Here is a 26,345-nt window from a genome sequence, read left to right as displayed (position 1 = left end):
CGGTTTTCAGTACCGAGAAGATGGGATGAAGCTAGAAATGGAGTAGCGGAGCGTAGGGAAAACTACGTGAGCAACGGACATTTCGGCTGAATTCCATATTCGATGCTGATGATGCCTTTAGGCATCTTTCGTAATCAAAAGCGGACTTTTTGAACTACCTCTTCTAATGTATAATTGTAAGGATAAAAGGGGGAAAGAAAAGTGTAAACATATGATCACACTTTTCACCTTTAATAGAGGAGTCATGACCATGGATACCCTACATACACACTTTATAAGGCTCGCCGGGGCCGAACAGCTTTCATTCAAGCTCCATGAACCTGTAGCTGTAACCATTGATAGCTTGTCCGCTGCCCTGTGCTGCACCCCTCGTAATGTGAAATTCATTCTCAGAAAATTGGAAGAACTGGGCTTCATCCATTGGCAACCGGGACGTGGTCGTGGACATCATTCGAAGCTAACGATGCTGCGCAGCATGAATGAGGCGCTGGAAGCGAGTTTTACCGAACTTTTGGGTAAAGGCAAAATGAAAGACGCCATTGAACTCATCGGAAACGTTCAGATGCATGATTCACTGCGAGAACAGCTCATGCTCTCCCTCCATCAACAGATGGGATTTCACAGCCACGATGAAACTTCCTCAGGTCAGGATATCTTGCGCATCATGAGGTCACGCCAGTTAGGTGATCTGGACCCGGCCTTTGTTTATACTGCATTTGAAACCTATCTGCTGAGCCAGGTCTGTAATACATTAATCACTTATGATGCCAAGACAGAATCTTTCCTGCCAGCACTGGCTCACATGTGGGAGTGCAGCGAGGATCATCGCCTATGGACCTTCTATCTCCGAAAAGGTGTACGTTTCCACAACGGACGTGTCATGACGTCCCGGGATGTTCAAGCGACGTTACAACGATTGATTGATGTGCATAGTCCGTCCATCTGGTTGTATCGGGATATTGAACGTGCGGAAGTAGCTGGTGATTACTGCATCAAGTTTGTTCTACATCGTCCTAATCGGTTCTTCTTGCATCTGTTCAGTTGTATTCGGATGACGATCCTGCCCTACGATTACAATGTAGCCAATACCTTAATTGGTACCGGTCCTTTTCAGATCTCTGAGCTGAATGAAGATGTGCTGGAGCTTACCGCTTTTGATGCGTACTACGGAATCAGGCCACATCTGGATCAAGTCCATTTCTGGTTTGTGCCTGACCTGAGTCCGAATGATCGCTATTATGAGCTACCGGGTACAGATCGATTGAGTGTCACAACAGGCTGTGATCAGACGAACAGTATCAATTACCCGGCGCTTGGTTGTCAGTATATGCTGTTCAATTTTCACAAGGAAGGCATCCATCATCATCCCCTATTTCGACATGCTCTGCGTATCGTCTATGATTCGGTCGCGCTTGTCCGAGATCTCGGTGGGAATCGGATCACACCAGCCAGCAGCTTTCTGCCCTGGAGAAGTGCAGCCCAAGACTGGTCCGCTGCCTCTCTTGAGCATGCTCTTGAACTGCTGCATAACTGTGGGTACCAGGGTGAGACGGTAACATTATCGTATAAGCATAATAAGGATACAGATGTTGCAGAGTGGTTTCAGTGCCGTGCAGCGTCCATCGGTCTGAACATCAGCATGCAAGCCGTTGTGGATTATTTCAACTCAGAGGAAACCACGAACGCACAATTGATCCTCGCTGAAGAGATACTGGAGGAAGATTGGCAGTACGGCATGATTCATTTTTTCAAAAACCTGTCCAACCATTTTCATATGTGTATGTCTCCTGCATTCCAGTCTCTACTGGATGACAAACTGGATCATTTCGCTAAGCTTCATCGGGCAGAACGTACTGCGCTCCTGGATGAAGCTGAAGCCTTGCTACGTGATCACTGCTGGATCTTGCATGGCTGTCACATGAACAAGCAGGCTGAACTGGATCAGAGCATCTTCGGTATGCAGACAGCGGAATTCGGATATATGGACATCTCGAAATTATGGATCAAAAATCCTTAGGGATTTGTGCACAGTCGCATCTGCGGCATACAGGAGTGGACCACGTAATGGAACAGCAAAAAAGCCGGTAGCCTATTGACGATAAGCTAGCGGCTCTATTGCCGATCCATTTTTAGTGCAATCAGAGATTAATATTTAGAGATTATTTTTGATGTAATAGGTCTCCAACACTTGCATAATGGACTCAATTTTAATCGGTTTGCTGACATACGCATCCATGCCTGCCTTCAAACATTTATCCATGTCTCCTCTTAACGCATTTGCAGTTACCGCAATAATGTATGGACAACTCTCGGGGTGCAAAGAATTTTTAATCACTTTTGTCGCTTCGAAGCCATTCAGTCTTGGCATATGCACATCCATGAAGACAATATCATACGAATTGTGTTTGACCGCTTCGACTGCCTCAACACCGTCTGCCACATGATCCACAAAGTGCCCTTTTTTCTCAACGATTCTGCTAAGGACGAGCTGATTCACCTCATTGTCTTCTGCGATTAAAATTCGCAAGGCTGATGTTCTGCTCTTCTTCTGCTGTTGATCCAACCTGTTGTTTTCTTCACCGTTATTTAATTTAAATCGGGCGGTAAATATAAATATTGTACCCGGTTCATCCGATTCCTCAATCCAGATCTCGCCCTGCATAAGCTCCACCAGTTTCTTGCTAATGGCAAGGCCAAGACCGGTCCCTTGGGGTTTGCGGGTCATAAAATTGTCCAGTTGGTAGAAAGGTTCAAATAATTGTTGTTTCCTCTGAGCCGGAATGCCAATGCCCGAATCCTTTACCTGAAAATAAAGCTGCACGTTATTGCTGCACTGCTCCTTAACTCCCACTTTAACTTCCACGCCGCCTTCTAAAGTGAATTTGACCGCGTTGCCGATGATATTGGTAAGTACCTGTTTAAGTCGATAAGCATCACCATACACCGGAGTTGGAATAGCATCTTCTATGCACATACGAACATCCAGCTTTTTTTCACGAGCCAGTGGTTTTACAATTTGCACTGTCTCGGTCACGATCTCTACGAGATCAAAAGGATCTTCAACCAGATCAGTTTTGCCTGATTCGATTTTGGAAAAATCAAGAATATCATTAATGATGGCAAGCAAGGAATCTCCACTCTTCTGGATGATTTCGATATATTCCTTTTGTTCCCCGCTAAGTCCAGGGGTATCCAGGAGCAAATCGGTCATCCCAATTACACCGTTCATGGGTGTGCGGATTTCATGACTCATCATCGCCAAAAATTCACTTTTGGCCTTATTCATTCTCTCCGCCGTTTCTTTGGCTACAAGTAGTTTTTTCTGCTCCGTAATATCCTTCGCAATCAGGTAAAACCCGACATTGGATTGGTTAACAATAATTGGAGCAAGCGTAGCCAAGACTTCTGTCTCAGATCCATCCGTGTGCCGAACAGCGTTGATCTCCTTTTCAGCCATCTCATAATTACTGCCCAGAATCAGACCCAGATTACTGGCTCCGATAAATCTGCTTATACTTGTGTCGATCATTTCAGCCACGGGACAGCCCGTCATTTTCACCGCTACTGGATTTGCATTCATAATATTACCATCCATGTTAAACGAGATAATGGCGTCATGATTGTATTTCTTAAGCGAAGTGTATCGCTCCACAGATTCCTGCAATTTAAATTCGATGCGTTTTCGTTCAGTGATATCCTGTAGTGTTCCGTTTAGCTGGATTGGCTGACGATTCTCATCGAGTGTAATCAATCCGCGCAAGTGAAGATACTTCTCATTTCCATCAGAACTGATGTGTTTGTATTCAAAATCAAGCGGTTCACCCTGTTTTACCCCTGTAATATGTTTTTGTATAGAGGCTATATCTTCGGAATTCATAACATCAAAAACATCACTTATACGATATGGTTTGCAGGTGCGTTCAAGTTCAAAAATCTCAAAGATCTGATCTGAAAATGTAATATGGTCTTTGACCATATCCCATTCCCAACTACCAATTAAGGCAATCCGTTCAGCCTCAGCACTGATATCCTCTTGTTTTTTTCGCTCTGATATATCTCGTCCAATCGTAAGAATCTGTTGTTCATGCTCCGCATCACCAAAGACCTTGTATGTGGTTTCAAACCAAAGATAATGCCCATCTTTGTGGCGGACTCTAATATTCAACAGATTACCTTTAGTCAAATCCATCTGTGAGATCCGTTCCAGATCTTGTGGGTGAAAGGAAGCATTATTGTTTCGGCCGATGACTTCTTCCGGGGAATAACCCAATATTTGTTGGACTGACGGTGAGCAGAACCGACAAACGCCCTCTAAATCAGCAATATAAATGATCTCCTGAGCATGGTCCGTAATAAGTTTGAACACTTCTTCACTATGTAGAAGTTTTTGTTCAGACAGTTTACGATAGGAAATATCAACAATATGGCAAATGAAATAAAGAGGTTCATCGTTAAATTCGCTTCGAACCAAGGAAACATGTATTGAACACCATAAGATGTCACCATTTTTATTGATGTAACGTTTCTCGTATTGATTTTCTTTTGATGTACCTTCACATAGCTCGTAACTACAGATCATATCTTGTGGTGAATCATCCGGATGTGTAATATCCTGATATGTGAGATCCATTAATTCAACACTTGTATAACCTAGCATACAGCAAAAAGCAGGGTTCACTTTCATCCATTGTCCTGTTGGAGCAACGAGTGCAATTCCAATAGGGGCTTGGTTATAGATCTGCTCGAACAATTCATGATGATCGACCTTTTGAACCTGCATTATAAGCTCTCCTTTTGGCATATAAACTTCATGTAAAGATTGTCGAAATCTAACGTTTTTCCTGATATAAGATGTTCTATAAGAATTAGTCAGTTTTAAAACAACAGTACCTGCTTAATACCCAGAAATCCAACTTTTGAAACAAATCTTTTTAAGAGAATTGTGTCTATAAAGTCAAAAAAGGCCTGGGATCCACTACTCTGGAGTCCCGACCTTTGTCGTTATATATCATTATAAGTCACATGCAGTAAGGAATGGTGAGAAAAATAGTTTAGCGCTCACGACCAACAAGATAATCCAATAGATGTCTCAAAAATGGAATAGGTTTCGGCATCTCGTTCAATGCATCTGTAGCAAGACAATAATGCTCCCACATCGCTTTCTTCGCGCCTTCATCACCAAGAATGGACACAAAGGTTGAATTATTGTTCCGCTCATCCTGACCTGCAGGTTTCCCAAGAATGAGATGATTTCCCTCGAAATCCAGCAAGTCGTCCTTGATCTGGAAGGCGATCCCCGCATGATAAGCGAACTTTTTCAGCATAGCCATCTCCGATTCCTTCACTTGGGCAAGTATGGCTGGCATGACCAGTGCAGCTTCGAAGGCAATGCCTGTTTTGTAAAAACAGATCATGTTCAACTGTTCAAGTGTTAATTCCTTGCCTTTGGAGTTCAGATCCATTGCCTGCCCCATACACATATCCTCTGCTTTTTCAGCCGAATATTGAATGAGCGTGAGCACAGTTGCCGCATCAAAGCGATTCAACGAGGATTGCTCTCCTATCGCCTTCTGAATGAGAAACAGACCAGTAAGCTCTGCTGTGGCGCTATTGTGTACCTGATGCAGCGTGGAACGTCCACGCCTTGTCGAAGCATTATCCTGCGTAGGCAGATCATCAAAGATCAGGGAAGCGGTATGCATGTACTCCAGTGATCTTAGCAGCGGAACGATAGAAGTTTCAGGTAGACCATACTCGCGCACACCCATAACCCAAGTTAATATGGGGCGTAACCTCTTTCCATCTCCCTGCAAACTGTAATTGGCTGCATCGATCAATGTTTCTTTCATCTCATGTAGTCCATTTGGTTTCGCAATCTGCAACTCCACATTAATCTGTTCGCGAACCGTTCGAATGGTCTGCTTGAACTCCTCTTTCTCCTGCTTGTCATTTTTCAATTGAAGCACAACCTGATCCCGTAACAATTTATCGAGGAAATCAACGTCATCTGCTTTTCGCACCATCTGTTGAACCAGTTGGTTGAATTCGGGCTGCCCAGAGGCAAAGATTGTCATCACTTCATCATATTTCTGCTGCCCCAACCGTTCTTTACAACGCTTTAGACCGTTTATAGCACGATCCAGTATGACCTCACGGGTTTTGGCGTCGGAGTTGTATACATCATGGATTAGGTAAGAGATGACTGCCCAGTACAATTCATATGGATTAATCAGATCAGGGCGCAGATCTCGGTACTTCAAATAGTACGTATACGGAGTTACTGCCCCTTCTTCCATATCGTCAAACATATCGGCAAAATCATCGGCCAGCTGATTATAGATCCCGTAATAAAACGTCCGCAGATCGAATCCTTCATCCACTGGCGCACTGAGTACAGACCGGACGATTAATCGGGAAGAGGAAGATTTAATAATAATCGGAATGTACAGTTCTTCATTGGTATAATTCGCATTGGCTAATTTCTTGCTGCGATCAATCTCCTGCGACTGAAAAAAGACATAGGATTGCTCTAAGAACGTCCGCTGTTTCTCTGGATGCTGGTAGTTCTTGATGTACTCAAATGCTTCCCGAAGTTCGGAATGTACATATTCAATCACTTCAAGATTGCTGCCTTTCCACTCCCCCAGATCAGGTACAACCCCTGTAAGAAGTGCATCGCGTATCATCAGGGAATATTGTTCTTTTTCCTGAACAGTCAAAGCTTGAGAATCCAGCAGGTCATCCACAAATGGATACGTCAAACCATACGAATAACCAAGTCTGATCGCCGCATCAAACCTCCGCGCACGCTCTTCAGGTGGTGTCTGCTCGTTCATCTCATCGTCCACATGAAGGACCACGCCGAGAATGATCTTGATGAGCTTCCGCTGCGCCTGCTCTGCATCCAGCTCCTTCGGGATGTTGGATGATACGTTTTTTAATTTGTTCATTACCCAGATGACAGCCGTTTCAATGTGCTCTTTCTGTCCCCACCGGTACAACGCAGCCAGACTGATATAATCAGGCTGTCCTTTGCGCCCAGCGGCAGAGCCCATAAAGTATTTTTTGGTATTCTGAACAACGTGCTGAATCCGGGCCTGCGTATCTGGAGAATTGAGGGCTTGCCCCAGATCTCGCATATAAATATAGGAGATACTCCGATCCAGGTAATCATCCAGCTTACCAGTAGTATTCATCCAGTGGATATATCTATGAACATCCCGGGGATCCGGTTTTCTTTTGCTAGGTGATAAAAGAGAAAGCCAGGCAAAACGATGAATATGTTTCTTTTGCCATACATGAATATCTTGGGTAAGTGCTGTTGTATACGTATTTTCCATAAGTTGCTGCCTAAGAGAAGTAAAATACTGAGATGCTTTCTGCTCAGCTAGCCGATATCCTGCATCAGCCTGTTCTGTTAGTACGTTATTCATAGGGTGGATACCTCAACTTCTATTAATGTTAAACATGTATCCATGAAAGGAGATGAGGTGCTCCATGGACGAAAACTGAACTCATTTGATCGTGTATCCAACGCTTCAGCTCATGTTCATAACCTATATACGGCGATTCAACCGTTTGGTTACGAAATCGTCATTGTTCATTCCCATATACGTGATTTTACAGAATGGATGACCAGACTTTGACCGCTGTGATGGCGATAAGTACGATTAATGCATATCGAAGTACCCTCACATTGATCATCGAACTAACCCGTGAACCAAGGGATGCGCCTAGCAGACTTCCGATCACCGTGTATATAATGGGTTCTAGCGGAATGTCTCCACCCGTAATTTTCCCTATAACGCCGCCAATGGCGGAGATAAATACAATCGCCAGTGAAGAAGCAATCGTTGTTCGTACGGGGATGTTGAGAATTGTCAGCATGATGGGAATAAGGATAAAGGCACCACCCGCACCAACAATTCCTGATACAATGCCTACTGCAAAAGCAGTGCCTGCTGCAATCCATCGGTTAAACACCAAAGGAGCTGAGGTATCAAGCTTTCCCTTTCCGGGAATCAGCATGAGAACAATTGCTATGATCGCCAGAATGCCATAGATCAGATTAATAACTCTTCCGTCCAGATGACCGGATATGAACCCGCCGATCAGACTGCCAGCAAGAATGCTGGAGCCCATGTACAACACCAATCCGCGGTGAACGATCGCCCCACCACTTCTACCCGTTTTTACTTTTCTGCGGAATGCAATCACACCGGCAAGTGAAGCGAAAAACACTTGAAACATACTAATCGAAGATACCTGATGTGCTGAGAATGGCTCCAGTCCCATCCAGGATGGAACATATAACAGTAGCGGATAATTGATAATGGCCCCACCAATACCCAACAAACCGGAGAAGAATGAACCGACCAGACCCAGTATAAACATGATGATAAAAAGCAGAAGATCCATCGGTTATGCGCTTCCTTTCGTGCAATATAAATCTCATCTCGATACCACTCAAAAGTGCTATACAAGGTGAATATAATCCGTTATAATGAAAACCAAGTAAATTAATCCGAAATGAGTGATTAAGCATGTTTAACGTGTTGAAGACTCTTTTTGAAAATAAATGTCCACAGTGCAACGAAAAATTACAGGTTCATAACGATGCGTTGTGCTCGACCAAAACTTGTTCTCAATGTCATTACAAAGAAGAGAGTTATGGCTCTCTCGGCGTTCGAATTGTCTATGACACCACAAAATGATAAAAAGCTATAACCTTGTTAATTGTATCACGATCTCTGAAATTTCGGGATGATTCGACAAACTTATTTCCGTCTTATATGCCACAATTACTTTATAATGAAAATACAAAAACGGTGCAAAACGAATAAATCGTTCTGCACCGTTTTTTTCTGTTTTTCTTTTTTTTGAGATGAGTTCCCTTAGATTAAAAGGGTTACTTACTTTATTTTATTTGGTTTTGAAGCTGAGGAATCCATCATCTACGGCTACGGTTGTACCGTTCACTGCACTTGCTGCATCACTGAACAGGAATGTAACCACACTGGCTACTTTCTCCGGTTGAATAAGCTCTCCACGCATATGTTGAGTAGCAAGCGCATCCTTCATGGCTTTGTCATCACCCAGAATCGGTGTTTCAATAAAGCCAGGTGCTACACCAACTACACGAATTCCATGCTCAGCAAGTTCCAGTGCACCGGATTTGGACATCATGACAACAGCAGCCTTGGCTGCATTGTAGTTGAAGCTGCCTACTGCGGCAACACTTCCATAGATCGAAGCTGTATTTACAATGGTACCTTGTACATTCAATTCAACCATTTTTTTCGCGCCATAATACATGCCGTAGTATACACTGTGCTGATCTACATCAATGACTCTGTGATAGGATTCCGGGTCCATCTCCAGAAAAGGCTTCACAAGTCCAATGCCTGCGTTATTGAAAATACCGCTTAACGTACCATATTGCTCTACGGTCCAGTCGATCAGGGCTTTGATCTCGTCCCCTTTGGATACATCCACTTTGTACGCGCCCGCTGTTCCGCCTGCTGCTTCAATCTCTGCCGCAAGCTTCTTGGCTCCGTCTTCATTATAGTCAGCGACAACAATAGTCGCACCTTGATCCGAAAGTTGAAGTGCTGTCTCTTTACCAATACCACTTGCTCCACCTGTAATAATGATCACTTTTCCATTGTGCTCCGTCATGACTCAGCTCTCCTTTGGCAAAATATATTTAGGTACATTTCATAACTTATAGTAAGTAACTATATTTTATTAACTTATATACTTATCATACGCCTCTGTCCTGACCTTGTCAAACCATAGATCATCTTCACATATATAAATATGAGATAAATGTCATATACATCTCCTATTTACATGATATAGTCTAGCTCCTGTGATATTAAATATGCATCCGTTTTCGGAAAATAAAAAAGCGAGCATAACGGTAATTCAATCATTCCGATATCTCGCCCTTCTCAAGTATTCGATTACATACTGATTGTCTTAAGGTGCTAAGATCAATTCAACTTATTCACCCTGAAGTCCGCTTAGCGGATCTTTCAAATTATTGATGTTCGTGATCAGTTCAGGAATGCCTGTCTTCTCCCAATTTTCTGCCGTAAAACCTTGCTCTGCAATTGTATTCTCGAAATTGCCCACGACTTCCGTTAATTGAGTATTGTAACTAACCAGATTCTCATGAATGCTCTCTCCTATTGCAGGAGCAGTCAACTGAGAAAATTCACTTGCTTCTGCTTGGATCAGATCGATTTTCTCCTGAATCTGCGTTGTAATCTCCGGATTATTCACCGCACTCGATGCGAGCTCTTGCAGATCAGCCCCGGCGTTTGAAACCTGTTCTATATAATCAGTAGCCCCACTCACATAATTTAGACTTTGATTCGCTTGTTCCACGACAGAACAGGCTGAAATCAGCAGAATACTTGATGCAATAAGGCCTGTCATCATTAACGTGTGCTTTCTTTTTCTTATGAACATGATCATCTCCCCTTCTCCTAATCGGAATCCTTGTTCCAAGTCCATGATACCTGTTAAGACTGCTTCTTTGCAAATGGGTCTGCAGCCAACGTTATTAACATGTATAATAGTAAAATCACACGGTAAAGGGATGTCATGATTATGCTTCAAGCCTTGAACCAACGCTTGAACCGCATCATGCCACTGATTACCCCAATCAGCATTATTGTTGGCGTGTTATGCGGGAGTTTTCTTTCTTCTTATACCTTTTTATCCCCTTGGCTTTTTGCGTTCATGACGTTCGCTGGAAGTATCAGTCTTGGGATACGGGATTTTGTGAACGTGCTGAAGAAGCCGTTTCCCCTGTTTGTATGTCTGTTTATTTTGCATTTGGCGATGCCTCTGATTGCACTCGGTATGGGCCATCTGGTCTTCCCTACAGATGCGTACACCATAACAGGCCTTGTTCTGGCAGCCGTAATTCCAACAGGAATAAGCAGCTTCATCTGGGTCAGCATCTATCGGGGCAATATCGCACTTACGCTATCTATCATCCTGATTGATACCATGCTTGCGCCTTTCGTTGTGCCCGGAGTGTTATCTTTGTTAATCGGCACCAGTGTCACATTGGATACAGCAGCCATGATGAGCAGTCTGTTCTGGATGATTGTTGTGCCATCGCTGGTGGGTATGCTTCTGAATGAGTGGACCAAAGGGGCCATTGTCCCGGTATGGGGACCGAGGTTGAATCCGTTATCCAAATTGTTTATGGCATCAGTTGTTGCAATTAACGGATCTGTCGTTGCGCCCTACTTGGCTGACTTCAACTGGAAGCTCGCTGGACTTGCGGTCATCATTATTTTCCTGGCATCATTCGGTTATGCGCTAAGTTACTTCATCGCCCGATTGCTGGGCTGGAATGAGGCCGATCAGGTCGCTCTGGTGTTCAATGGAGGTATGCGTAATATCAGTGCTGGCGCAGTACTTGCTGTTTCTTATTTTCCGCCACCTGTTGCTGTACCGGTCGTGCTAGGCATGGTATTCCAGCAGATGCTCGCTTCATTAACAGGTTATCTGCTCGGTCGTCGCTCTCAGCTTCTGCAAAAGTCGGATAAGACATCTGCCGCTTAACAAAATATTGGAATGTTTAAAAACGCCGACATATTAGTCAGCGTTTTGCATTGAGTTGCTATTGTTACTATTATTGCCAAGATACTGCTACGTTTCGTAAACCTAGCAATCCGTTCCTGGCTACAAATCCACTTTCATATTGCCCAGCATCTTGGCAACTTCAGGATTATCAATCTTCATGAATAGACTTTCCTTGGTATCCAGTGTGGAAATGGTTGCAATCTCTTCCGGGCTTAGTACAAAGTCGAAAATATCGAAGTTCTCGATAAGCCGCTCTTTGCGTACTGATTTTGGAATAACAACAACATCCCGCTGCACAAGCCAGCGCAGTACAACCTGGGCGACGGATTTGTTATGTTTGTCGGCAATGGAAACCAAGACTTCGTTGCTGAACAAATTGTTGCGACCTTCGGCGAACGGGGACCATGACTGGTGCTGTATCCCCTGTTCTTTCATGAAAACAGCGCTGTCGACCTGCTGTTGAAACGGATGAGTTTCGATCTGATTGATGACAGGCACAACTTCGTTGTGGACGATGAGGTCCATCAGGCGGTCAGGTAGGAAGTTACTGACACCGATAGCCCGGATCTTGCCCTCACGGTATAGTTCTTCCATCGCACGCCATGCGCCGTAGTAATTACCAAACGGCATGTGAATGAGGTACATATCCAGATAATCGAGCTGCAGCTTACTTAACGATTTGGCAAACGCCCGCTTGGCACTTTCGTATCCTGCATCCTGAATCCAAAGCTTGGTCGTGATGAAAAGTTCTTCCCGCGCTATGCCACTGCGTTTAATTGCACGTCCAACCGCTTCTTCGTTTAGGTAACCGGCAGCGGTATCAATTAGGCGGTAACCGGCCTTCAGCGCCTCATATACCGTGTTCTCACATTCATCAGCATCGGGAACCTGGTAGACACCAAAGCCAATAATCGGCATTTTCACTCCATTGTTCAAGGTTACAGTTTGCATATTCAATTCCTCCTATGGTTCAATTGTGAATCGCAAGTGTTCACGTATTCCTGAAATTCAGCAACGAAGCGAGGATTCCACTTCCGGCCGACTTGCGTTACAATAACCCTAGCTCCTTCGTCTTACACGAAGTCAAGCGGTCTCCAATATTTTTTTTGAAGGAGGAGTACATATGTATACTGTTCAGGATGCTGCCCAGCTTACGGGACTCACAGAGCACGCTGTTCGCTTTTACACGGATAAAGGCTTGGTTCCGAGCATTCAACGCAATAAAAATAATATTCGGGTGTTTGATGAAGAATCCATCAATTGGCTACATGGCGTCAAATGCCTCAAGCAGACAGGTTTACCGATTGAAAATATTAAAACATACGTCGATCTCTGCCTCGAAGGTGATTCAACCGTTTCGCAGCGATTCGCACTTATGATGGAGTATAAGGAAGCGGCGCTGATTCAGCTTGAAGAGGCCAAGAGCCGCGTAGCCCATTTGGAAGAGAAAGCACGTCAATATCAGGCCATTTTGGAGCAGCGCATCCCGGATATGACCAACCCGGTCAATTGGGAAACCAAGCGTGACGAAGAAGGGAGTTGTCCTGCATCCCGTTTAAAAAGTCGCAGTCTTCCTGAAGCTGAGGTTTCGGCTCAGTGCCCAGCAGCTGCTATGAAGCAGCAAACTAGCATAGTATCCTAAACTTCACATGATATAGCTCACGTATGTTCTAAACATATAGGATACTTCTTACATTATGTATACCTAAATGAGCCTGAGTAAAAAACGCCGACAACATTGTCGGCGTTTTTCGCCACTACAACCCTCTGCTGGAATCTCTTTAATCTATTCCTGCCCATTTTCTGGTCCCTGTTCACAATACAAAAAAACCATCAACAAGTGATGGTTTTTCATGAAATATCCTGTTCAGAAATCTGCTGCTCATGATGCCTTTATGCTTATTTCGGCTGAATATATCCTTCAGCTTTGAGTAGTTCTGCGATCAGAACCGCACCACCTGCTGCTCCACGGAGCGTGTTGTGGGACAATCCAACGAATTTGTAGTCATAGAGTGAATCTTCGCGCAGTCGGCCTGTGGAGACACCCATTCCGCGTTCGATGTCACGATCCAGTTTTGTCTGTGGTCTGTTCTCTTCTTCAAAATACGTAATGAACTGTTTTGGTGCACTTGGCAGAGCCAGTTCCTGCGGACGACCTTTGAACTGCAACCACCGCTCCAAAATTTCGTCTTTGCTTGGTTTTTTCTCGAAGTTTACAAACACGGTCGCCAGATGTCCATCCGTTACCGGTACACGAATACATTGGGTTGTAATTAATGGAGCCGATGCTTTGACGATCTGATTATTTTCGATACTACCCCAGATCCGCAGTGGTTCCTGCTCACTCTTCTCTTCTTCGCCACCGATGTATGGAATGACATTATCGAGCATATCTGGCCAGTCCGTAAAGTTTTTACCTGCTCCCGAGATTGCTTGATATGTGGAAGCGACAACCTGAGTCGGGTTGAATTCACGCAAGGCGTGCAGTGCAGGCACATAGCTCTGAATCGAGCAGTTTGGTTTTACAGCAATGAATCCGGTTTTTGTGCCCAGACGTTTGCGTTGAGCTTCAATCACATCCAGATGTCCCGGGTTAATCTCAGGGATTACCATGGGTACATCTGCTGTCCAGCGGTGAGCGGAGTTGTTGGACACTACAGGTGTTCCTGTTTTGGCATAAGCTTCTTCGAGCGCTTGAATCTCATTCTTTTTCATATCAACCGCGCAGAAAATAAAATCAACCTGGCTGGCAAAAGCTTCGACCTGGGAAGCATCCTGAACAACGATTTTCTTCACAGCTTCCGGAATAGGAACTGCGAGTTTCCATCTGCCTTGTACGGATTCTTCATATGTTTTACCTGCAGAATTGGCGCTTGCAGAAATAGCTGTTACTTCAAACCATGGATGTTGATCGAGCAGGTCCACAAAACGCTGACCCACCATTCCCGTTCCTCCGACGATACCAACTTTCAATTTTGCTGACATTCAATCATCATTTCCTTTCGGTTTAAGTGATTCTTCTCTTTGATCAATTTCATAACTCACTAAAAACGTATTATGAAATTTGACTTCCTAATTAACACTATTCAGGCAATTCCAAAGCGTGTAGTCACAGCCCTGGAAAAACCAAAAAATCCCATCCCCAAGACAATAGTCTCAGGGACGAGATTGAACTCTCGTGGTACCACCCAGATTCGCCAATATGTCACCATATCCGCCTCTTCAAGTAAAGGTTTACAACCATGTTGCTAGCTGTAGACCGTTCATACTCTAGCTCTGTAACAGGAGCTCCTGTCACATCATCCCTTAACGCTAAGTTCCGATGTGCTGCTCTGAGTCTTTATTCAATAAAAAGTTCTTTACTCCTTTTCAGCTGCCGGAGCTCTCTTTGAAAGAATGATTTTTATCTACTCGTCTCTTCGTCGCATTTGATATTGCGATTATAATATCAAAATTACCGTGATGAAGTAAACACATTTTTTTAGATCATGGAATTTATATGTTTCCAGCGGAGCTGAACCATTCAATTATCACAAGAAAAATTTCAGCTAAATGCGGTCTGTCTTCTGTGAAAAGTACGTGATAGACGTTTTTATTATAATATACTGCAAATAGCTATTTCCTTACTGTTTTTTGGCAACCATCGCATACGTTCCTAGTGGACTCCCAGGCCCCGAGACATGATGTGTCTTAAGTAATTTCAGTTCGGAAAGAAGAAGTGTTTTCACTTTGTCCGGGATCGGAAGCATTTGCAGTTCCACAGGCGCTTCTGCCAGTGTCATTTCGGTTTCCCAGCGACCGTCCTGCAACTCAGGAGAGTGGATTGAAGTCTCGTTCTTAATCGTCCAGCCTGCCGCAGACACAAGCTCTTGGATATCCTCCGGTGTAAAAAGCGTGCGCACATTGGAGAAGCTGTTCTCCTTGTAACATTCAACCTGAGACTGAATCAGAACGGATAACCAATGTGAGAGCTGGCTCACATCTGTAACTCGTGCATCCCATTCTGCGAAACATAACTGATGTCCCCACGTCCTAACCTTGGTAAGAATCTGGGCGAGTTCGTCAAACGATTTCAGGTACCAAGAACAATGGGATAGCACAATCACATCAAACTCATTCTCGGAGAATTGGGCTTGATCACTTAAAATGTCGTAATCATAATCCATTCGAATTCGATCACCCAGCGGAGATCTCCGCAGCTTGGCTGCCGCTTCGCCTACGGTCAGCGGTGCACCATAATCCTCTGGTGCAATATCTACACCATGAACGTACCCGTGCTCCCCCACCAGATGTGCAAGTACGGCCGTTGTATCTCCCTGACCACACCCGATTTCCAGAACGCGGCTGCCTTCCTGTATCCCCCAAAAGAGGCCCAGTTTCATCCGATGCTCAGTCTGAATATACTGAATGGCGGCGTTGTCCTCTACGTCCATATACTTAATAAGGTCTCTGATGATAGATTCATTCATGATTCCTCACCCCTCAAAGAGCAACTTAAACTTCTTGCTCATTGTAGCGTTACAGGAAGCAATGTACAATGCTGGAGTCTAGACAGAACCATGGCACGGAGGAGGCACCGTCCTACAGCAGATATAAACCTCTGCTACATATCAATTTCTAGGCCCACTGGGTTGCAAGCTTCTGAAGATAGGGGGTCAGCATGGGCTGTAATTCCTTGCGCATTAGTCCGATCTCCAAGATCGCCTGAATATATCCGAATTGATCACCAATATCGTAGCGGCGCCCCTGCAGTTCAAGGGCCAACAGTTCCTCCACCTGACTCACTTCTTTCAAGGCATCCGTTAACTGATATTCCCCTCCAGCCCCTCTCTCGATCTGATCCAGAATAGGAAAGATGGAAGGTTTCAGAATGTATCGTCCCATTACGGCTGTCCGGGATGGTGCTTCTGCAAGGGATGGTTTTTCGACCAGATTGGTGACTCGGTGAACCCGGTCCTCTGCACCATTCGAATCAATGATGCCATATTTGCTCACATTTGCCGCGTCTACCTGACGGACACCAATGATCTGGTTGCCTGTCTTTTCATAGAGATGAACCATCTGTGCAAGTGCAGGCGGATCAGACACCATAATGTCATCTCCAAGCAGTACAGCGAAGGCATCATCGCCTACAAATTGCCGTGCACACCCAATGGCATGCCCCAGACCCAGCGGTTCTTTTTGACGAATAAAATGAATATTTGCCATCTCGCTGATGGCCTGCACCTCTTCCAGTAAAGACTGTTTGCCCTTGGCATACAAAGAGTGTTCAAGTTCAACCGATTTATCAAAATGGTCTTCTATGGATTTTTTGTTGCGTCCGGTCACAATGAGGATATTCTCAATGCCTGATTGTACTGCTTCTTCAACAATGTATTGGATGGCCGGTTTGTCTACAATCGGTAACATCTCTTTGGGCTGTGCTTTGGTTGCTGGCAGGAAACGGGTTCCGAGACCCGCTGCCGGTATAACTGCTTTTTTAATTCGCATATCATCATACACTCCTTTCATTTGCTGCTTATAACCAATAATGCACACTCTGGGCAGCTAAGTAGCTATACGAAACACCCAATATCTGCTGGCCATATAGTTCAGAACCATCCCCATCAAGGTCGCCAGGATCTTGCTCATCACGAGACTCCAACCCAGCATGTCGTGCAAAGTCATCAGAATGAGGGCAGATAACGCGAGAACGATGAGATTGGTGATTAGAAAACGAACAAGTCTCGCTCTATCGCCGCCCCCTCGCGCCGTATCTCGAAAAGTCCACCTGCCGTTCAGCCAATAACTGTTCGCAACGCCGCAGCTGTACGAGATTACTTGAGCCATCAGAACCGGTACACCGATCACTGCAAGCAAAGCAAATATCACCGCATCCACTGCCGTATTTGCAACACCCACAATACCGAACTTGAAAAGTGTAACTAGACGTTTAGTCATGATGAGCAACTCGGGCTGTCAATCGGGATTGCGCTTGCTGGCCCTCGGCCTGAACCACATCTCTCACAATGTATAGCGGACGCGCCTTGGTCTCATCATAGATTCGGCCAACGTACTCGCCCAGAATGCCCAGCATGATCAAGATGAATCCGTTAAACATCAGCATGATGCTCACAATGGAGGGCCATCCCTTAATCGTTGAATCCGTAAAGATGGCCGAACCAATAACGGTTAACATGTAGATGAATCCACCTACCGACAGGATCGCACCTACATAACCTGCAAGCTTGAGCGGTTTATGCGAAAATGAAGTAATGCCATCCAGGCTTAGCTTCAGCATGCGTTTCAGCGGATATTTTGTTTCGCCTGCGAGACGTTCATCACGTTCATATTCAATCGCAGTCTGACGAAATCCGACCCAACTGACCAAACCGCGCACAAACCGATTTTTCTCCGGAAGACGTTTCATCTCATCACATACTTTGCGGTCAATCAGGCGAAAATCTCCGGTATCTACCGGGATATCCGTATCCGTTGAGGCACGAAGTACACGATAGAACAGACTTGCCGACCATTTTTTGAAGCGAGTTTCCCCGCTTCTTCTGGTGCGACGTGCATATACGACTTCGTAACCCTCTTTCCATTTGGCGATCATATCCAGTATCAGTTCGGGAGGGTCCTGCAGATCCGCATCAATAATAACCACCGCATCCCCCACTGCATAATCCATACCCGCTGTTATCGCAATCTGATGTCCGAAGTTACGGGCAAAATCGATCAGCTTCACACTCTCGTCCCAACGGGCGTAATCACGGATCATCTGTGCACTTCGATCCACGCTTCCATCATTGACAAACAACAGTTCATAGCTCTCTCCCGTGCTGCCCATGACCTTCTTCAGACGCCGATAAGTCTCCTCGATCACCGCTTCCTCGTTATACATGGGAATAATAATGCTGTATCGGTACGCGTGAGCCATGTTTGTCCCCTCCCTTTTCCAATGGACTTCGTTCGAGATTTTCATTCTATACAAATTGGACTAAAGATTATTTACACTGCATACTTCGATGACAGAACAACCTTCCAATCGCTGTTATCCCCAGATTTTTTTGATTCCTTTTATAAAGGGAAAATCCGGGGATAAAGGCGAACGCTTCGCTTTTTCAGGTTTTTTCTGTCCTCTCCGTTATCGTTTAAATGATAAGTTCAATTTATATAGCTATAATTTCACTTCGTACAAGGTGGACTGTCCGCCGAATCCGAACCCGAATCCAAATTCATTCTCCGTGTCACCGTTATCCATGGATCCGCTGTCCGTACCTGTCTTCCACTCTGACGTCGGAATCTCGGTTCCGTGCTCTTTGATCCAATCGCTAATATCCGAGTTCCCTCCGCGGCCACCCATGCCACCAACCATGAAGTATTTCACTTGCCCGCTCTTGACGAGTTGCTCAAGTTTTTCTGTTGTGTATACCGGGTCTGAGCCGGAGAAACCTCCAAGTGTAATGACCGCTGCTCTTTCATCGATGATATAAGGTGCTGCCTGATTATAGTCCGTAGTGGCAAAGAGATACGTTTCGCCTGTATTGTGCTCTTTCAGATAATTCAGTGTGGCTGTATCCACTTCTTCGTTACGGTTACCCATTCCGCCACGGCCACCCATTGTAGGCATTTCTGTGTCTCCTGCACCGTTACCCATCGGCATACCCATTCCTGCTCCACCAAACATACCATTGGAACCGGTGGGCCCTGCTGCCGGGATCATGCTGTTACCACCGTAAGTAATTGGGGTGAATGCCCAGTAGATTGGACCGATCAGCATCACCATGAATCCCGCGATAATGAAGCCCTGTTTCCATTGATGTGTGCGATGAAGCATAACGATTAGGATGACCGTAACCAGAATGCCTGCGATCAATTCACTAATGGACCAGCCTGCACCAATCGTCTCGTTATACACCTGCATGATATACCAGCCAAACAGAGTCGTCAGCAGCACGGACACCGGAAGCAACCATGCCTGCCATCCATCGCGATCACGATATGACTTCCACATCGCTACAAATCCTGCACCAGTCAGCGCCGCTATTGGAGGTGCAAGCATAATCAGATAATATTGATGGAAGAAACCTGCCACACTGAAAAAAGCAGCAACAGGAAGCAGCCATGCCAGCCAGAACAAGGCCTCCTTGTGCTTGTTGGTTATATTTCTCCGTCTTAATCCTGCAAATATAGCAATGCATCCAAGCAGCACAACTGGCAGAAGCCAGCTAGCTTGACCTGACAGTTCAGTCTGGAACAGACGCAGAGGACCTTTTTCCCCTGTTCCAAACATTCCGCCCATGCCTCCGCCGAAATTTCTTCCGTTCGGCATTTCCATATCATTTGGCATCTGCCCGTTCGGGAAATTGCCATTCGGCCCATTCATGCCACCCATGGCGTTTGTGCCATTCGAACCATTCATATTATCGTTATCCTGTGCATTGACATCTTGCCCAGCGCCAGGAACACCACTGCCTGTCTGATTAGGGCCTGAAGACAAGTCTCCTCGATTGCCACGATTATTTCCCTGTCCCATACCATTTGGCATACCTGCGTTACCTGCGGTATTCTGCTGACCCGTTAGGCGAGCCAGACCATTGTATCCAAAAGCGAGTTCCATGACCGAGTTAGTTTCACTGCTGCCGATATAAGGCCGCTCGTCTTCGGGTATAGAATCCACAGTGACCGCCCAGGATAAGGAAACGACCGCCAGAACCGCTGTGCTGCCGATCAGCAGGATGATCTTCCTTCTCCATTTCGCCTGAAATGCAAGCAGATAGAACAAGTAAAAAGCCGGGAGTACCATGTAGGCTTGAAGCATTTTCATATTAAAGGCTACGCCTATTAACCCAAAAGCAACCAGAATGCGCCAAGCACTGCCTTGTTTGCTGCCTTTGAACAAAAACCATGAACCCAGCAATAGTGTAAACACCAGCATGCTGTCAATATTGTTGGTCCGGCTGACTGCCGCCACAACAGGCACAGTTGCCATCGCAAGTGCCGAGATTCGTGCTGCTGCAAGTCCATATGTAGGTTTCACCATGAAATAGATCAGGAGCACCGAACCGATTCCCGCTAATACCTGCGGCAAAATAACGCTCCATCCGTGCAATCCAAAGACATAGGCAAAGGCCGTCTGGATCCAGAAGACAACAGGTGGTTTATCTACAGTGACCGAGCCTGCCGAGTCGAGTGAAGCATAGAAAAAGTTATGGAAGTTGCTGAGCATACTCCCAACGGCAGTCGTATAATAGGAATTGGCATATTGATCGTTCCAGATACCGTACCCATTCAGAAATGCCGCCAGTAATACAATCGGCAGAAGGACAAGATCCATCCTTCTTTTGGTGTTATTCAATGTTAATCACTCCTTCAAAGTTCTTCATGTCTAGTATTGTGACATGCCAAAATAAAACTGGGATGAGTGCCCGCTGAATGTTGTCTGAGGATAATTCACAATCCTTTCAGCTAAATTTCAGTTTAGCAAGCGATAATACAACATACAGTCCCTCCGAAGCGAGGGAGAAGTCTAGATGGATCAAGCAGGGAGAGAACGTACATTATGAAGCTTAGCAGCGGAATTAAAATACTATTGGCAGATGATGAACCACATATTTTGCAATTTCTGGAACTTGGATTAAGCAATGAAGGCTTCGATGTGCGTACAGCACCGGATGGAGCGGCTGCGCTTGAGTTGGCGCTTGAATTCAAGCCACATATGGCTATTTTGGATGTCATGATGCCAGAGATGGATGGATTCGAAGTGGTCGAGCGGCTGCGTAAGACCGGTGCCGAGGTTGGCGTAATTATGCTGACAGCGAAGGATGAAGTCGAGAATCGGGTTAAGGGCCTTTGGTTAGGTGCTGACGATTACATGATCAAACCCTTTGCCTTTGACGAGCTGCTCGCCCGGATTCAGGCCAGACTGCGTAATCAATTTCCTTTATTAATAGGAGCCGTCACCCACGGTCCCTTCCGAATTGATGATCAGCGCAAAGAAATCACCTATCAGAATCAGGTCCTGGAGCTATCTCCTACCGAATACGAACTGTTAAAATTTATTGTGCTAAATCATGGGATTGTACTTAGCAAAGCGACTATTCTAAGCCGGGTGTGGGGGTATGATTTTGGCGGGGAAGAAAATATTGTGGAGGTTTACGTTCGTTCCTTGCGCGACAAACTCGGTGATAAAGAGCATAAACTCATTCGCACGCTTCGGGGTGTGGGATACAGGGTGGATCTCTGATGTACTCGCTGCGTAAGAAAAATAAACTTCGTTTAAGACGTCTGCACCAATGGATCTGGCCTCGTTCATTACGATCTCAATTGCTCTCACGTTCTCTGTTCGTGCTTGCTGGGCTGTTATTGTTAATCGGTATCCTGCAATTCTGGATCATGGAAAGCTTTCTCTACCGGAATCAGGCAAAAACCATGGAAGAACAGCTCATGTCCATGCCCCCAGTTTGGCTCGGAATCCAGTCACGTAGCGGATCTTCCAACAATCCTTTTGGTGGACAGGCAGGAAACGGTTCTGGTAATCGGGTGCTGTTTATTCCTGACCGTTCACTGGCCCTGTTTGATAACCAAGGTACGTTCGAGGATGTTTTTGGGGAAGACGGTCTGAAGGCCCCTCATCTATCAACCGTTGAATATCAGGACATTACAGATGAGTTAAAAGAACAAAAACACATTCCCTACCGGATCGTCACGGATAGCCAAGGGAATGAGCAATTGATTGTATTCGCTTCACCCGGTCCACGCAATCGCGGTTTACCGATGGTCCAGATGGGAACGGCCACGAAGCCACTTAGAGACTTGATTATTAAACAGCTTCTGATCTTCCTCATGTTATCGCTGTTGGCCATGGTCGCCGGTCTTATTCTATACACTAAGGTATTACGCCGGACGCTGGTTCCTCTATCTAACATGGTGAATAAAGTACAGCAGATCGATGCAGGCAGCCTCGCAGAACGCCTTCCCGTCGTTCAGGGACAAGAGGAAGTGGATCAGCTCGCCGTTTCATTCAATGGTATGCTTGAAAGACTGGAGAACTCGTTTGAAGCTGAACGGGAATCGAAAGAGCGGATGCAGCGTTTCTTGTCCGATGCTTCACATGAGCTTCGTACCCCGCTTACCTCCATACACGGCTTCATTGAAGTTCTACAGCGGGGTGCAGCGACCAATCAAGATCAATTGTATAAAGCACTGGACAGTATGCACGGCGAATCCGTACGCATTAACAAGCTGGTTGAAGATTTACTGCTCCTGACCAAGCTGGATCAGGCTCCGAAACAGGAGCGGGAAGTCATTCAGCTCGACAGTCTGCTGCTCGAAATGCAACCACAACTTGCCATGATGGCTCAGCAAAGATCCGTTCATCTCGACCTGACGGCTGAGGTACATGTACTTGCTGACCCTTACAAGCTGAAGCAGGTTGTACTGAATCTGTTCCATAACGCGGTGCAGCACACCGATCCAGAGCATGGAGCCATCTCCATAACGTTGTATGCCACACACCATAAGGCTGAATTGTCAGTAAAGGATAATGGTACAGGCATTGAACCTGCACATCTGCCCCATATCTTTGAGCGATTTTACCGCACAAGCAGTTCTCGTTCGCGCAAACAAGGGGGTGCAGGTCTGGGTCTAGCCATTACCCGCTCGATTGTGGAGTCGTATGGTGGGAAAATTACTGTACGAAGTCAGGTAGGCTCGGGAACTGAATTTATGATTTTGATCCCGCTGTATAAGGCAGATGTCTAAATAGAGCGTCGGCTGCAAGTAGGTATAATTTGGCTATAAGCAGCTCTACGTAAGATCTACTTGATCATTACTCATGCTCTAGTCAAACTCTCCAAACGATGCTTTTCTTCTATTTTAATTTCGGCTTTCTCATTGCATGACGAATCCCCCACTCATTTCGGTTGAGGAATGAAAGGGGGATTCTTTTTGTATCTGATTGATAGAGTGTAGAGTATAGAGTAGTAACCCAGTTGGTTTCAGCCTTTCGCGCTTTCAGGCTAACGAATCTGAGGCGTCTTATTCAAGGATTTGATGCTTATAAATGCTTTTCATAAAATACCATTGTCATTTCGTCGTTAATTGCTTTTGTTACACCCGTTTTTTTGTAGCCTATCTTTTCATACAAATAACAGTTTCCTTTTTCTTGTAAGATGGTACCCAATTTCCATAACTTTGCATCCTCATATATCTGCTCAACCATTGTAAAGACCCTTTGAGCAATTCCTTTTCCTTGATGTTCTGGCAGTATAAAAATTGGGCTAATACTATAGATCTGATTATCTTTTTTCACGACTCTAATTCCACCAACAGCAACCTCAAGATGATGAATTATGAAATAATCTGTAAAAGATTGATTGATTTGAGTAATAATTCTTTCTACGGTTTCATTGGCGGGGCTTGTTTCAAAATCCTGATATTTTTCCAACAAAGGCATAAATGCTTTGATTTTCATTTCATGAACAGTCACTGCATCTTTTAAATCTGCTTTGTATAATGAAACCTCCATTAAATATATACCTCCGATTGATACACTTGTTAGAAATACGATTTATAGTACATGCTCCGTTAACTTAGTACAAGAAAGATGTTCGTCTACGTTTGGTGTTTGTTTCATTTACAGCATATAAACAAGATAAAACTAACTTATTTTTTTATTCGACGTTGTATTCTCATATTCCTTGATATCTAAGCAACGGAACCAAGCAAAAACTTCATCTAACATTACGCTATCATCCGTCGGACAAGATTATCCAGTATGAACGGTGGATTACCAAGGGTATACGCCATTCTCATCTAGGAATTCTCCGTTATGGCGTTTGCCATCCGTCGCATAGCGCACGATAATCGCAGCGCCGGCTTCTTTGGATTTACCGCCTTCGGCATTGCCATTAAGATCTGTTGATGTAAATCCGGGTGTTACTGCAAAGACTTGAGCCCTGCTGTTTTTAACTTCATAAGCCATCGAAAGTGTCATTGCACTGTTGGCCGTTTTGGATGAATTATAGTCGAAGGCGTTTAAAGTAAATTCCGCATTTTGCATATGGTCCAGAGAAGCCATGTCGGTTGATACATTAATGATTGTGCCTTCATTATCTTTGATTAACGGGAACAATCGCTGATTCAAACGGAAGGTGCCGAAAAAGTTCACTTCAAATGCGTTCCGCAGATCTTCCTCTTTTGTATCCGTGAAGGAATGAGAGAAAGCACCAGGCATACCGGCGTTATTGATCAAAAGGTTTATCTCGGGATAAGTCTTCTGAATCGTATCGGCTGCCTGCTGGATGCTATTCAAGTCAGTCATGTCAAGCTGTAGAAATTCTACGTCTAATCCCCTGGAAGTTAACTCGGAAACAGCTGCTTCCCCCCGTTCGACACTACGTGCGCCAAGAATAACTTTCCAACCCGCTTCACCCAACTGCTTGACGATTTCATATCCAATTCCTTTATTTGCTCCGGTTACAAAAACAGTTTTTTTCATGCGAATCCTTCTTTCCATATTTTGATTTATGTTTAACAATGTTTAAGTTACTATGCTACACTTAGTGTAGGTCAAATTATTTTTATAAAAGGGGGAATTATCATGTTAACGATTGGAGAAGTAGCGAAGAAAGTTGAAATCTCTATTGGAGCGATCCGCTTTTATGAAAGAAAGGGACTGCTGAAACCTGCTGCACGAAATGAGCAGAATAACCGTCTTTATTTGGAGGATGATCTGAACTGGCTCGTTTTTATCAAATGCCTTCGCGAAACCGGGATGAGTGTGGAAGACATCAAAAAGTATTATGATCAGGTCAATGAAGGAACCTCCACGCTGAAGGAAAGAACCAAACTGATTGAGGATCAAAAGCAAAAGTTGCTGAATGATATCGAGGAGAAAAAAGCGCAGCTTGTTCATTTGGATAACAAACTGGAGCGCTATTATCGCGGAGAAAATTATTAACACAATCCTTGTCCAATAGGCCAATTTTTTGCGTTTTATGTAAGAGAACACGTACCCTAACAAGGTTTCCTCAGTAGCTTCTTAAAATAAATACAAAAAAATCAGGCAGCCAGCAATAACTGTCTAACCTGATCCGAAATTTTCATATTATAGCTATTTTCAATGAGGATAAACGTTCAATCAAATATGACCTTTGCCCTTACACAGTTGATAATGGATATAGGGTTCATTCTCGATTTCGATCAAATTTAACCGTTCAAAATTACATTTCTGTATCACCTTATTGGATGCTTGATTGTTAGTCAAAGCGATCGCATTTAACACTTCCACATTTGTATGTTCAAATAAATACTCCGTCATTCCGTTCACTGCCTGCGTTGTATAGCCACGGTTCCTGAAGTGTTTCGAAATACCGTACATAATCTCCCGATTGGGTGCTGGCAGTTCGTCCTTGATACCTGAGCAGCACCATCCGATAAACTCATCATTTTCTTTGAGTACGATAGCCATACGTAAACATAACTCTCCAATATCCCCTCCCGTCACCACAGCTTGTTTAAAACGCTGATTCTCAGGGATTTCATATTCAGTGAGCCACAGGGTCCTGCTTTCAATTGTAGCGTTCCATCCAGGTAGGAATTCATACACCTCAGGTTGCCACGTAATTTCTTGCAGTTTCTTCAAATCCTCGAGTCGATACTCACGTAAATAAATATCCTTGCAATTGATGATTAATTCATCGGTTAGTATGGGTTGGTTCATAGTTCCTCCTACTACACACTTAATTTCAGCT

21 protein-coding genes and 1 other annotated feature are annotated in these 26,345 nt (G+C 44.7%); of the genes, 6 read left to right on the top strand and 15 right to left on the bottom strand.

The genetic code is table 11. The annotated features are described in order from the left end of the window. Positions 1-250: 250 nt before the first annotated feature. A complete protein-coding gene (locus tag MKY87_RS29545) occupies positions 251-2,017 on the top strand; it encodes an ABC transporter substrate-binding protein (protein ID WP_339784086.1) in 1,767 nt (588 codons plus the stop codon). A gap of 135 nt (positions 2,018-2,152) precedes the next feature. Here the strand turns inward: MKY87_RS29545 and MKY87_RS29540 are convergent, their stop codons facing one another. From MKY87_RS29540 to MKY87_RS29520, 5 genes are all read right to left on the bottom strand, one after another. Further along, the gene (locus tag MKY87_RS29540) at positions 2,153-4,780 is read right to left on the bottom strand and encodes a PAS domain S-box protein (protein ID WP_340967348.1); all 2,628 of its coding nucleotides are present in this window, start codon (positions 4,778-4,780) and stop codon (positions 2,153-2,155) included. Between the two features lie 271 nt (positions 4,781-5,051). Continuing rightward, a complete protein-coding gene (locus MKY87_RS29535) occupies positions 5,052-7,433 on the bottom strand; it encodes a polyprenyl synthetase family protein (RefSeq protein WP_340967346.1) in 2,382 nt (793 codons plus the stop codon). Between the two features lie 187 nt (positions 7,434-7,620). Continuing rightward, positions 7,621-8,418, bottom strand: a complete 798-nt coding sequence (locus MKY87_RS29530) for a sulfite exporter TauE/SafE family protein (RefSeq protein WP_339784089.1) — start codon at positions 8,416-8,418, stop codon at positions 7,621-7,623. Between the two features lie 504 nt (positions 8,419-8,922). Next, positions 8,923-9,678, bottom strand: coding sequence for an SDR family NAD(P)-dependent oxidoreductase (locus MKY87_RS29525; RefSeq protein WP_133384598.1), 756 nt, complete (start codon positions 9,676-9,678; stop codon positions 8,923-8,925). 327 nt (positions 9,679-10,005) lie between these two features. Beyond that, positions 10,006-10,476 carry a DUF6376 family protein gene (locus tag MKY87_RS29520; RefSeq protein ID WP_162158960.1) on the bottom strand — a complete coding sequence of 157 codons (471 nt, stop codon included), beginning with the start codon at positions 10,474-10,476 and terminating at the stop codon, positions 10,006-10,008. A gap of 141 nt (positions 10,477-10,617) precedes the next feature. Here MKY87_RS29520 and MKY87_RS29515 point away from each other — a divergent pair, with 141 nt between their 5' ends. Continuing rightward, positions 10,618-11,586, top strand: a complete 969-nt coding sequence (locus tag MKY87_RS29515) for a bile acid:sodium symporter family protein (protein ID WP_036608400.1) — start codon at positions 10,618-10,620, stop codon at positions 11,584-11,586. Positions 11,587-11,706: 120 nt separating this feature from the next. Here MKY87_RS29515 and MKY87_RS29510 read toward each other — a convergent pair whose 3' ends face one another. Further along, a complete protein-coding gene (locus tag MKY87_RS29510) occupies positions 11,707-12,558 on the bottom strand; it encodes an aldo/keto reductase (protein ID WP_340967345.1) in 852 nt (283 codons plus the stop codon). Positions 12,559-12,730: 172 nt separating this feature from the next. Between MKY87_RS29510 and MKY87_RS29505 the strand changes: the two genes are divergently transcribed. After that, positions 12,731-13,249: a MerR family transcriptional regulator gene (locus MKY87_RS29505; RefSeq protein WP_047842784.1), complete on the top strand. Its 519-nt coding sequence runs from the start codon at positions 12,731-12,733 to the stop codon at positions 13,247-13,249. Positions 13,250-13,506: 257 nt separating this feature from the next. Here MKY87_RS29505 and asd read toward each other — a convergent pair whose 3' ends face one another. The 6 genes from asd to MKY87_RS29475 all read right to left on the bottom strand — a co-directional run bounded on the left by asd (position 13,507) and on the right by MKY87_RS29475 (position 20,926). Continuing rightward, positions 13,507-14,592: an aspartate-semialdehyde dehydrogenase gene (gene asd / locus MKY87_RS29500; protein WP_074094892.1), complete on the bottom strand. Its 1,086-nt coding sequence runs from the start codon at positions 14,590-14,592 to the stop codon at positions 13,507-13,509. A 170-nt stretch (positions 14,593-14,762) separates the two neighbouring features. Next, positions 14,763-15,039, bottom strand: a binding site (T-box leader). 191 nt (positions 15,040-15,230) lie between these two features. Continuing rightward, positions 15,231-16,076 carry a class I SAM-dependent methyltransferase gene (locus MKY87_RS29495; RefSeq protein WP_339784092.1) on the bottom strand — a complete coding sequence of 282 codons (846 nt, stop codon included), beginning with the start codon at positions 16,074-16,076 and terminating at the stop codon, positions 15,231-15,233. A 148-nt stretch (positions 16,077-16,224) separates the two neighbouring features. Then, positions 16,225-17,097, bottom strand: a complete 873-nt coding sequence (gene galU / locus MKY87_RS29490; protein ID WP_340967341.1) for a UTP--glucose-1-phosphate uridylyltransferase GalU — start codon at positions 17,095-17,097, stop codon at positions 16,225-16,227. Positions 17,098-17,154: 57 nt separating this feature from the next. Next, on the bottom strand, positions 17,155-17,547 hold the full coding sequence (locus MKY87_RS29485) for a GtrA family protein (RefSeq protein WP_340967338.1): 393 nt from the start codon (positions 17,545-17,547) through the stop codon (positions 17,155-17,157). Continuing rightward, complete coding sequence (locus tag MKY87_RS29480; protein WP_036608414.1) at positions 17,540-18,526, bottom strand: glycosyltransferase family 2 protein; 987 nt, start codon at positions 18,524-18,526, stop codon at positions 17,540-17,542. Before MKY87_RS29480 ends, MKY87_RS29485 begins: the two co-directional genes overlap by 8 nt. Positions 18,527-18,766: 240 nt before the next feature. Beyond that, a complete protein-coding gene (locus MKY87_RS29475; RefSeq protein WP_445669470.1) occupies positions 18,767-20,926 on the bottom strand; it encodes a glycosyltransferase family 39 protein in 2,160 nt (719 codons plus the stop codon). A gap of 225 nt (positions 20,927-21,151) precedes the next feature. Here MKY87_RS29475 and MKY87_RS29470 point away from each other — a divergent pair, with 225 nt between their 5' ends. Together MKY87_RS29470 and MKY87_RS29465 are read left to right on the top strand one after the other, a co-directional pair. Next, on the top strand, positions 21,152-21,835 hold the full coding sequence (locus tag MKY87_RS29470; protein ID WP_036670730.1) for a response regulator transcription factor: 684 nt from the start codon (positions 21,152-21,154) through the stop codon (positions 21,833-21,835). After that, on the top strand, positions 21,835-23,352 hold the full coding sequence (locus MKY87_RS29465) for a sensor histidine kinase (protein WP_340967334.1): 1,518 nt from the start codon (positions 21,835-21,837) through the stop codon (positions 23,350-23,352). Before MKY87_RS29470 ends, MKY87_RS29465 begins: the two co-directional genes overlap by 1 nt. Before the next feature lie 295 nt (positions 23,353-23,647). Here MKY87_RS29465 and MKY87_RS29460 read toward each other — a convergent pair whose 3' ends face one another. Next, entirely contained in the window at positions 23,648-24,118 is a 471-nt protein-coding gene (locus tag MKY87_RS29460; RefSeq protein ID WP_340967332.1) for a GNAT family N-acetyltransferase, read from the bottom strand. Positions 24,119-24,379: 261 nt separating this feature from the next. Beyond that, entirely contained in the window at positions 24,380-25,090 is a 711-nt protein-coding gene (locus MKY87_RS29455) for an SDR family NAD(P)-dependent oxidoreductase (RefSeq protein WP_340967331.1), read from the bottom strand. A gap of 102 nt (positions 25,091-25,192) precedes the next feature. Between MKY87_RS29455 and MKY87_RS29450 the strand changes: the two genes are divergently transcribed. Further along, positions 25,193-25,552, top strand: coding sequence for a MerR family transcriptional regulator (locus MKY87_RS29450; RefSeq protein WP_076249478.1), 360 nt, complete (start codon positions 25,193-25,195; stop codon positions 25,550-25,552). A gap of 180 nt (positions 25,553-25,732) precedes the next feature. Here the strand turns inward: MKY87_RS29450 and MKY87_RS29445 are convergent, their stop codons facing one another. After that, positions 25,733-26,314: a GNAT family N-acetyltransferase gene (locus MKY87_RS29445; protein WP_340967330.1), complete on the bottom strand. Its 582-nt coding sequence runs from the start codon at positions 26,312-26,314 to the stop codon at positions 25,733-25,735. Positions 26,315-26,345 lie beyond the last annotated feature (31 nt).

The sequence above is a fragment of the Paenibacillus sp. FSL R7-0198 genome (assembly GCF_038000415.1).
Classification (GTDB): domain Bacteria; phylum Bacillota; class Bacilli; order Paenibacillales; family Paenibacillaceae; genus Paenibacillus.
This window is presented reverse-complemented; position numbering and strand designations above follow the sequence as displayed.

What these genes read in the sequence shown, in the direction of transcription:
- MKY87_RS29515 (WP_036608400.1), top strand. Translation starts at nt 10,618, where the DNA reads ATGCTTCAAGCCTTGAACCAACGCTTGAACCGCATCATGCCACTGATT.
- MKY87_RS29505 (WP_047842784.1), top strand. Translation starts at nt 12,731, where the DNA reads ATGTATACTGTTCAGGATGCTGCCCAGCTTACGGGACTCACAGAGCAC.
- asd (WP_074094892.1), bottom strand. Translation starts at nt 14,592, where the DNA reads ATGTCAGCAAAATTGAAAGTTGGTATCGTCGGAGGAACGGGAATGGTG.
- MKY87_RS29460 (WP_340967332.1), bottom strand. Translation starts at nt 24,118, where the DNA reads ATGGAGGTTTCATTATACAAAGCAGATTTAAAAGATGCAGTGACTGTT.
- MKY87_RS29535 (WP_340967346.1), bottom strand. Translation starts at nt 7,433, where the DNA reads ATGAATAACGTACTAACAGAACAGGCTGATGCAGGATATCGGCTAGCT.
- MKY87_RS29455 (WP_340967331.1), bottom strand. Translation starts at nt 25,090, where the DNA reads ATGAAAAAAACTGTTTTTGTAACCGGAGCAAATAAAGGAATTGGATAT.
- MKY87_RS29445 (WP_340967330.1), bottom strand. Translation starts at nt 26,314, where the DNA reads ATGAACCAACCCATACTAACCGATGAATTAATCATCAATTGCAAGGAT.
- MKY87_RS29540 (WP_340967348.1), bottom strand. Translation starts at nt 4,780, where the DNA reads ATGCAGGTTCAAAAGGTCGATCATCATGAATTGTTCGAGCAGATCTAT.
- MKY87_RS29475 (WP_445669470.1), bottom strand. Translation starts at nt 20,926, where the DNA reads ATGGATCTTGTCCTTCTGCCGATTGTATTACTGGCGGCATTTCTGAAT.
- MKY87_RS29495 (WP_339784092.1), bottom strand. Translation starts at nt 16,076, where the DNA reads ATGAATGAATCTATCATCAGAGACCTTATTAAGTATATGGACGTAGAG.
- MKY87_RS29545 (WP_339784086.1), top strand. Translation starts at nt 251, where the DNA reads ATGGATACCCTACATACACACTTTATAAGGCTCGCCGGGGCCGAACAG.
- MKY87_RS29465 (WP_340967334.1), top strand. Translation starts at nt 21,835, where the DNA reads ATGTACTCGCTGCGTAAGAAAAATAAACTTCGTTTAAGACGTCTGCAC.
- MKY87_RS29485 (WP_340967338.1), bottom strand. Translation starts at nt 17,547, where the DNA reads ATGACTAAACGTCTAGTTACACTTTTCAAGTTCGGTATTGTGGGTGTT.
- MKY87_RS29450 (WP_076249478.1), top strand. Translation starts at nt 25,193, where the DNA reads ATGTTAACGATTGGAGAAGTAGCGAAGAAAGTTGAAATCTCTATTGGA.
- MKY87_RS29530 (WP_339784089.1), bottom strand. Translation starts at nt 8,418, where the DNA reads ATGGATCTTCTGCTTTTTATCATCATGTTTATACTGGGTCTGGTCGGT.
- MKY87_RS29510 (WP_340967345.1), bottom strand. Translation starts at nt 12,558, where the DNA reads ATGCAAACTGTAACCTTGAACAATGGAGTGAAAATGCCGATTATTGGC.
- MKY87_RS29480 (WP_036608414.1), bottom strand. Translation starts at nt 18,526, where the DNA reads ATGGCTCACGCGTACCGATACAGCATTATTATTCCCATGTATAACGAG.
- MKY87_RS29525 (WP_133384598.1), bottom strand. Translation starts at nt 9,678, where the DNA reads ATGACGGAGCACAATGGAAAAGTGATCATTATTACAGGTGGAGCAAGT.
- MKY87_RS29520 (WP_162158960.1), bottom strand. Translation starts at nt 10,476, where the DNA reads ATGTTCATAAGAAAAAGAAAGCACACGTTAATGATGACAGGCCTTATT.
- galU (WP_340967341.1), bottom strand. Translation starts at nt 17,097, where the DNA reads ATGCGAATTAAAAAAGCAGTTATACCGGCAGCGGGTCTCGGAACCCGT.
- MKY87_RS29470 (WP_036670730.1), top strand. Translation starts at nt 21,152, where the DNA reads ATGAAGCTTAGCAGCGGAATTAAAATACTATTGGCAGATGATGAACCA.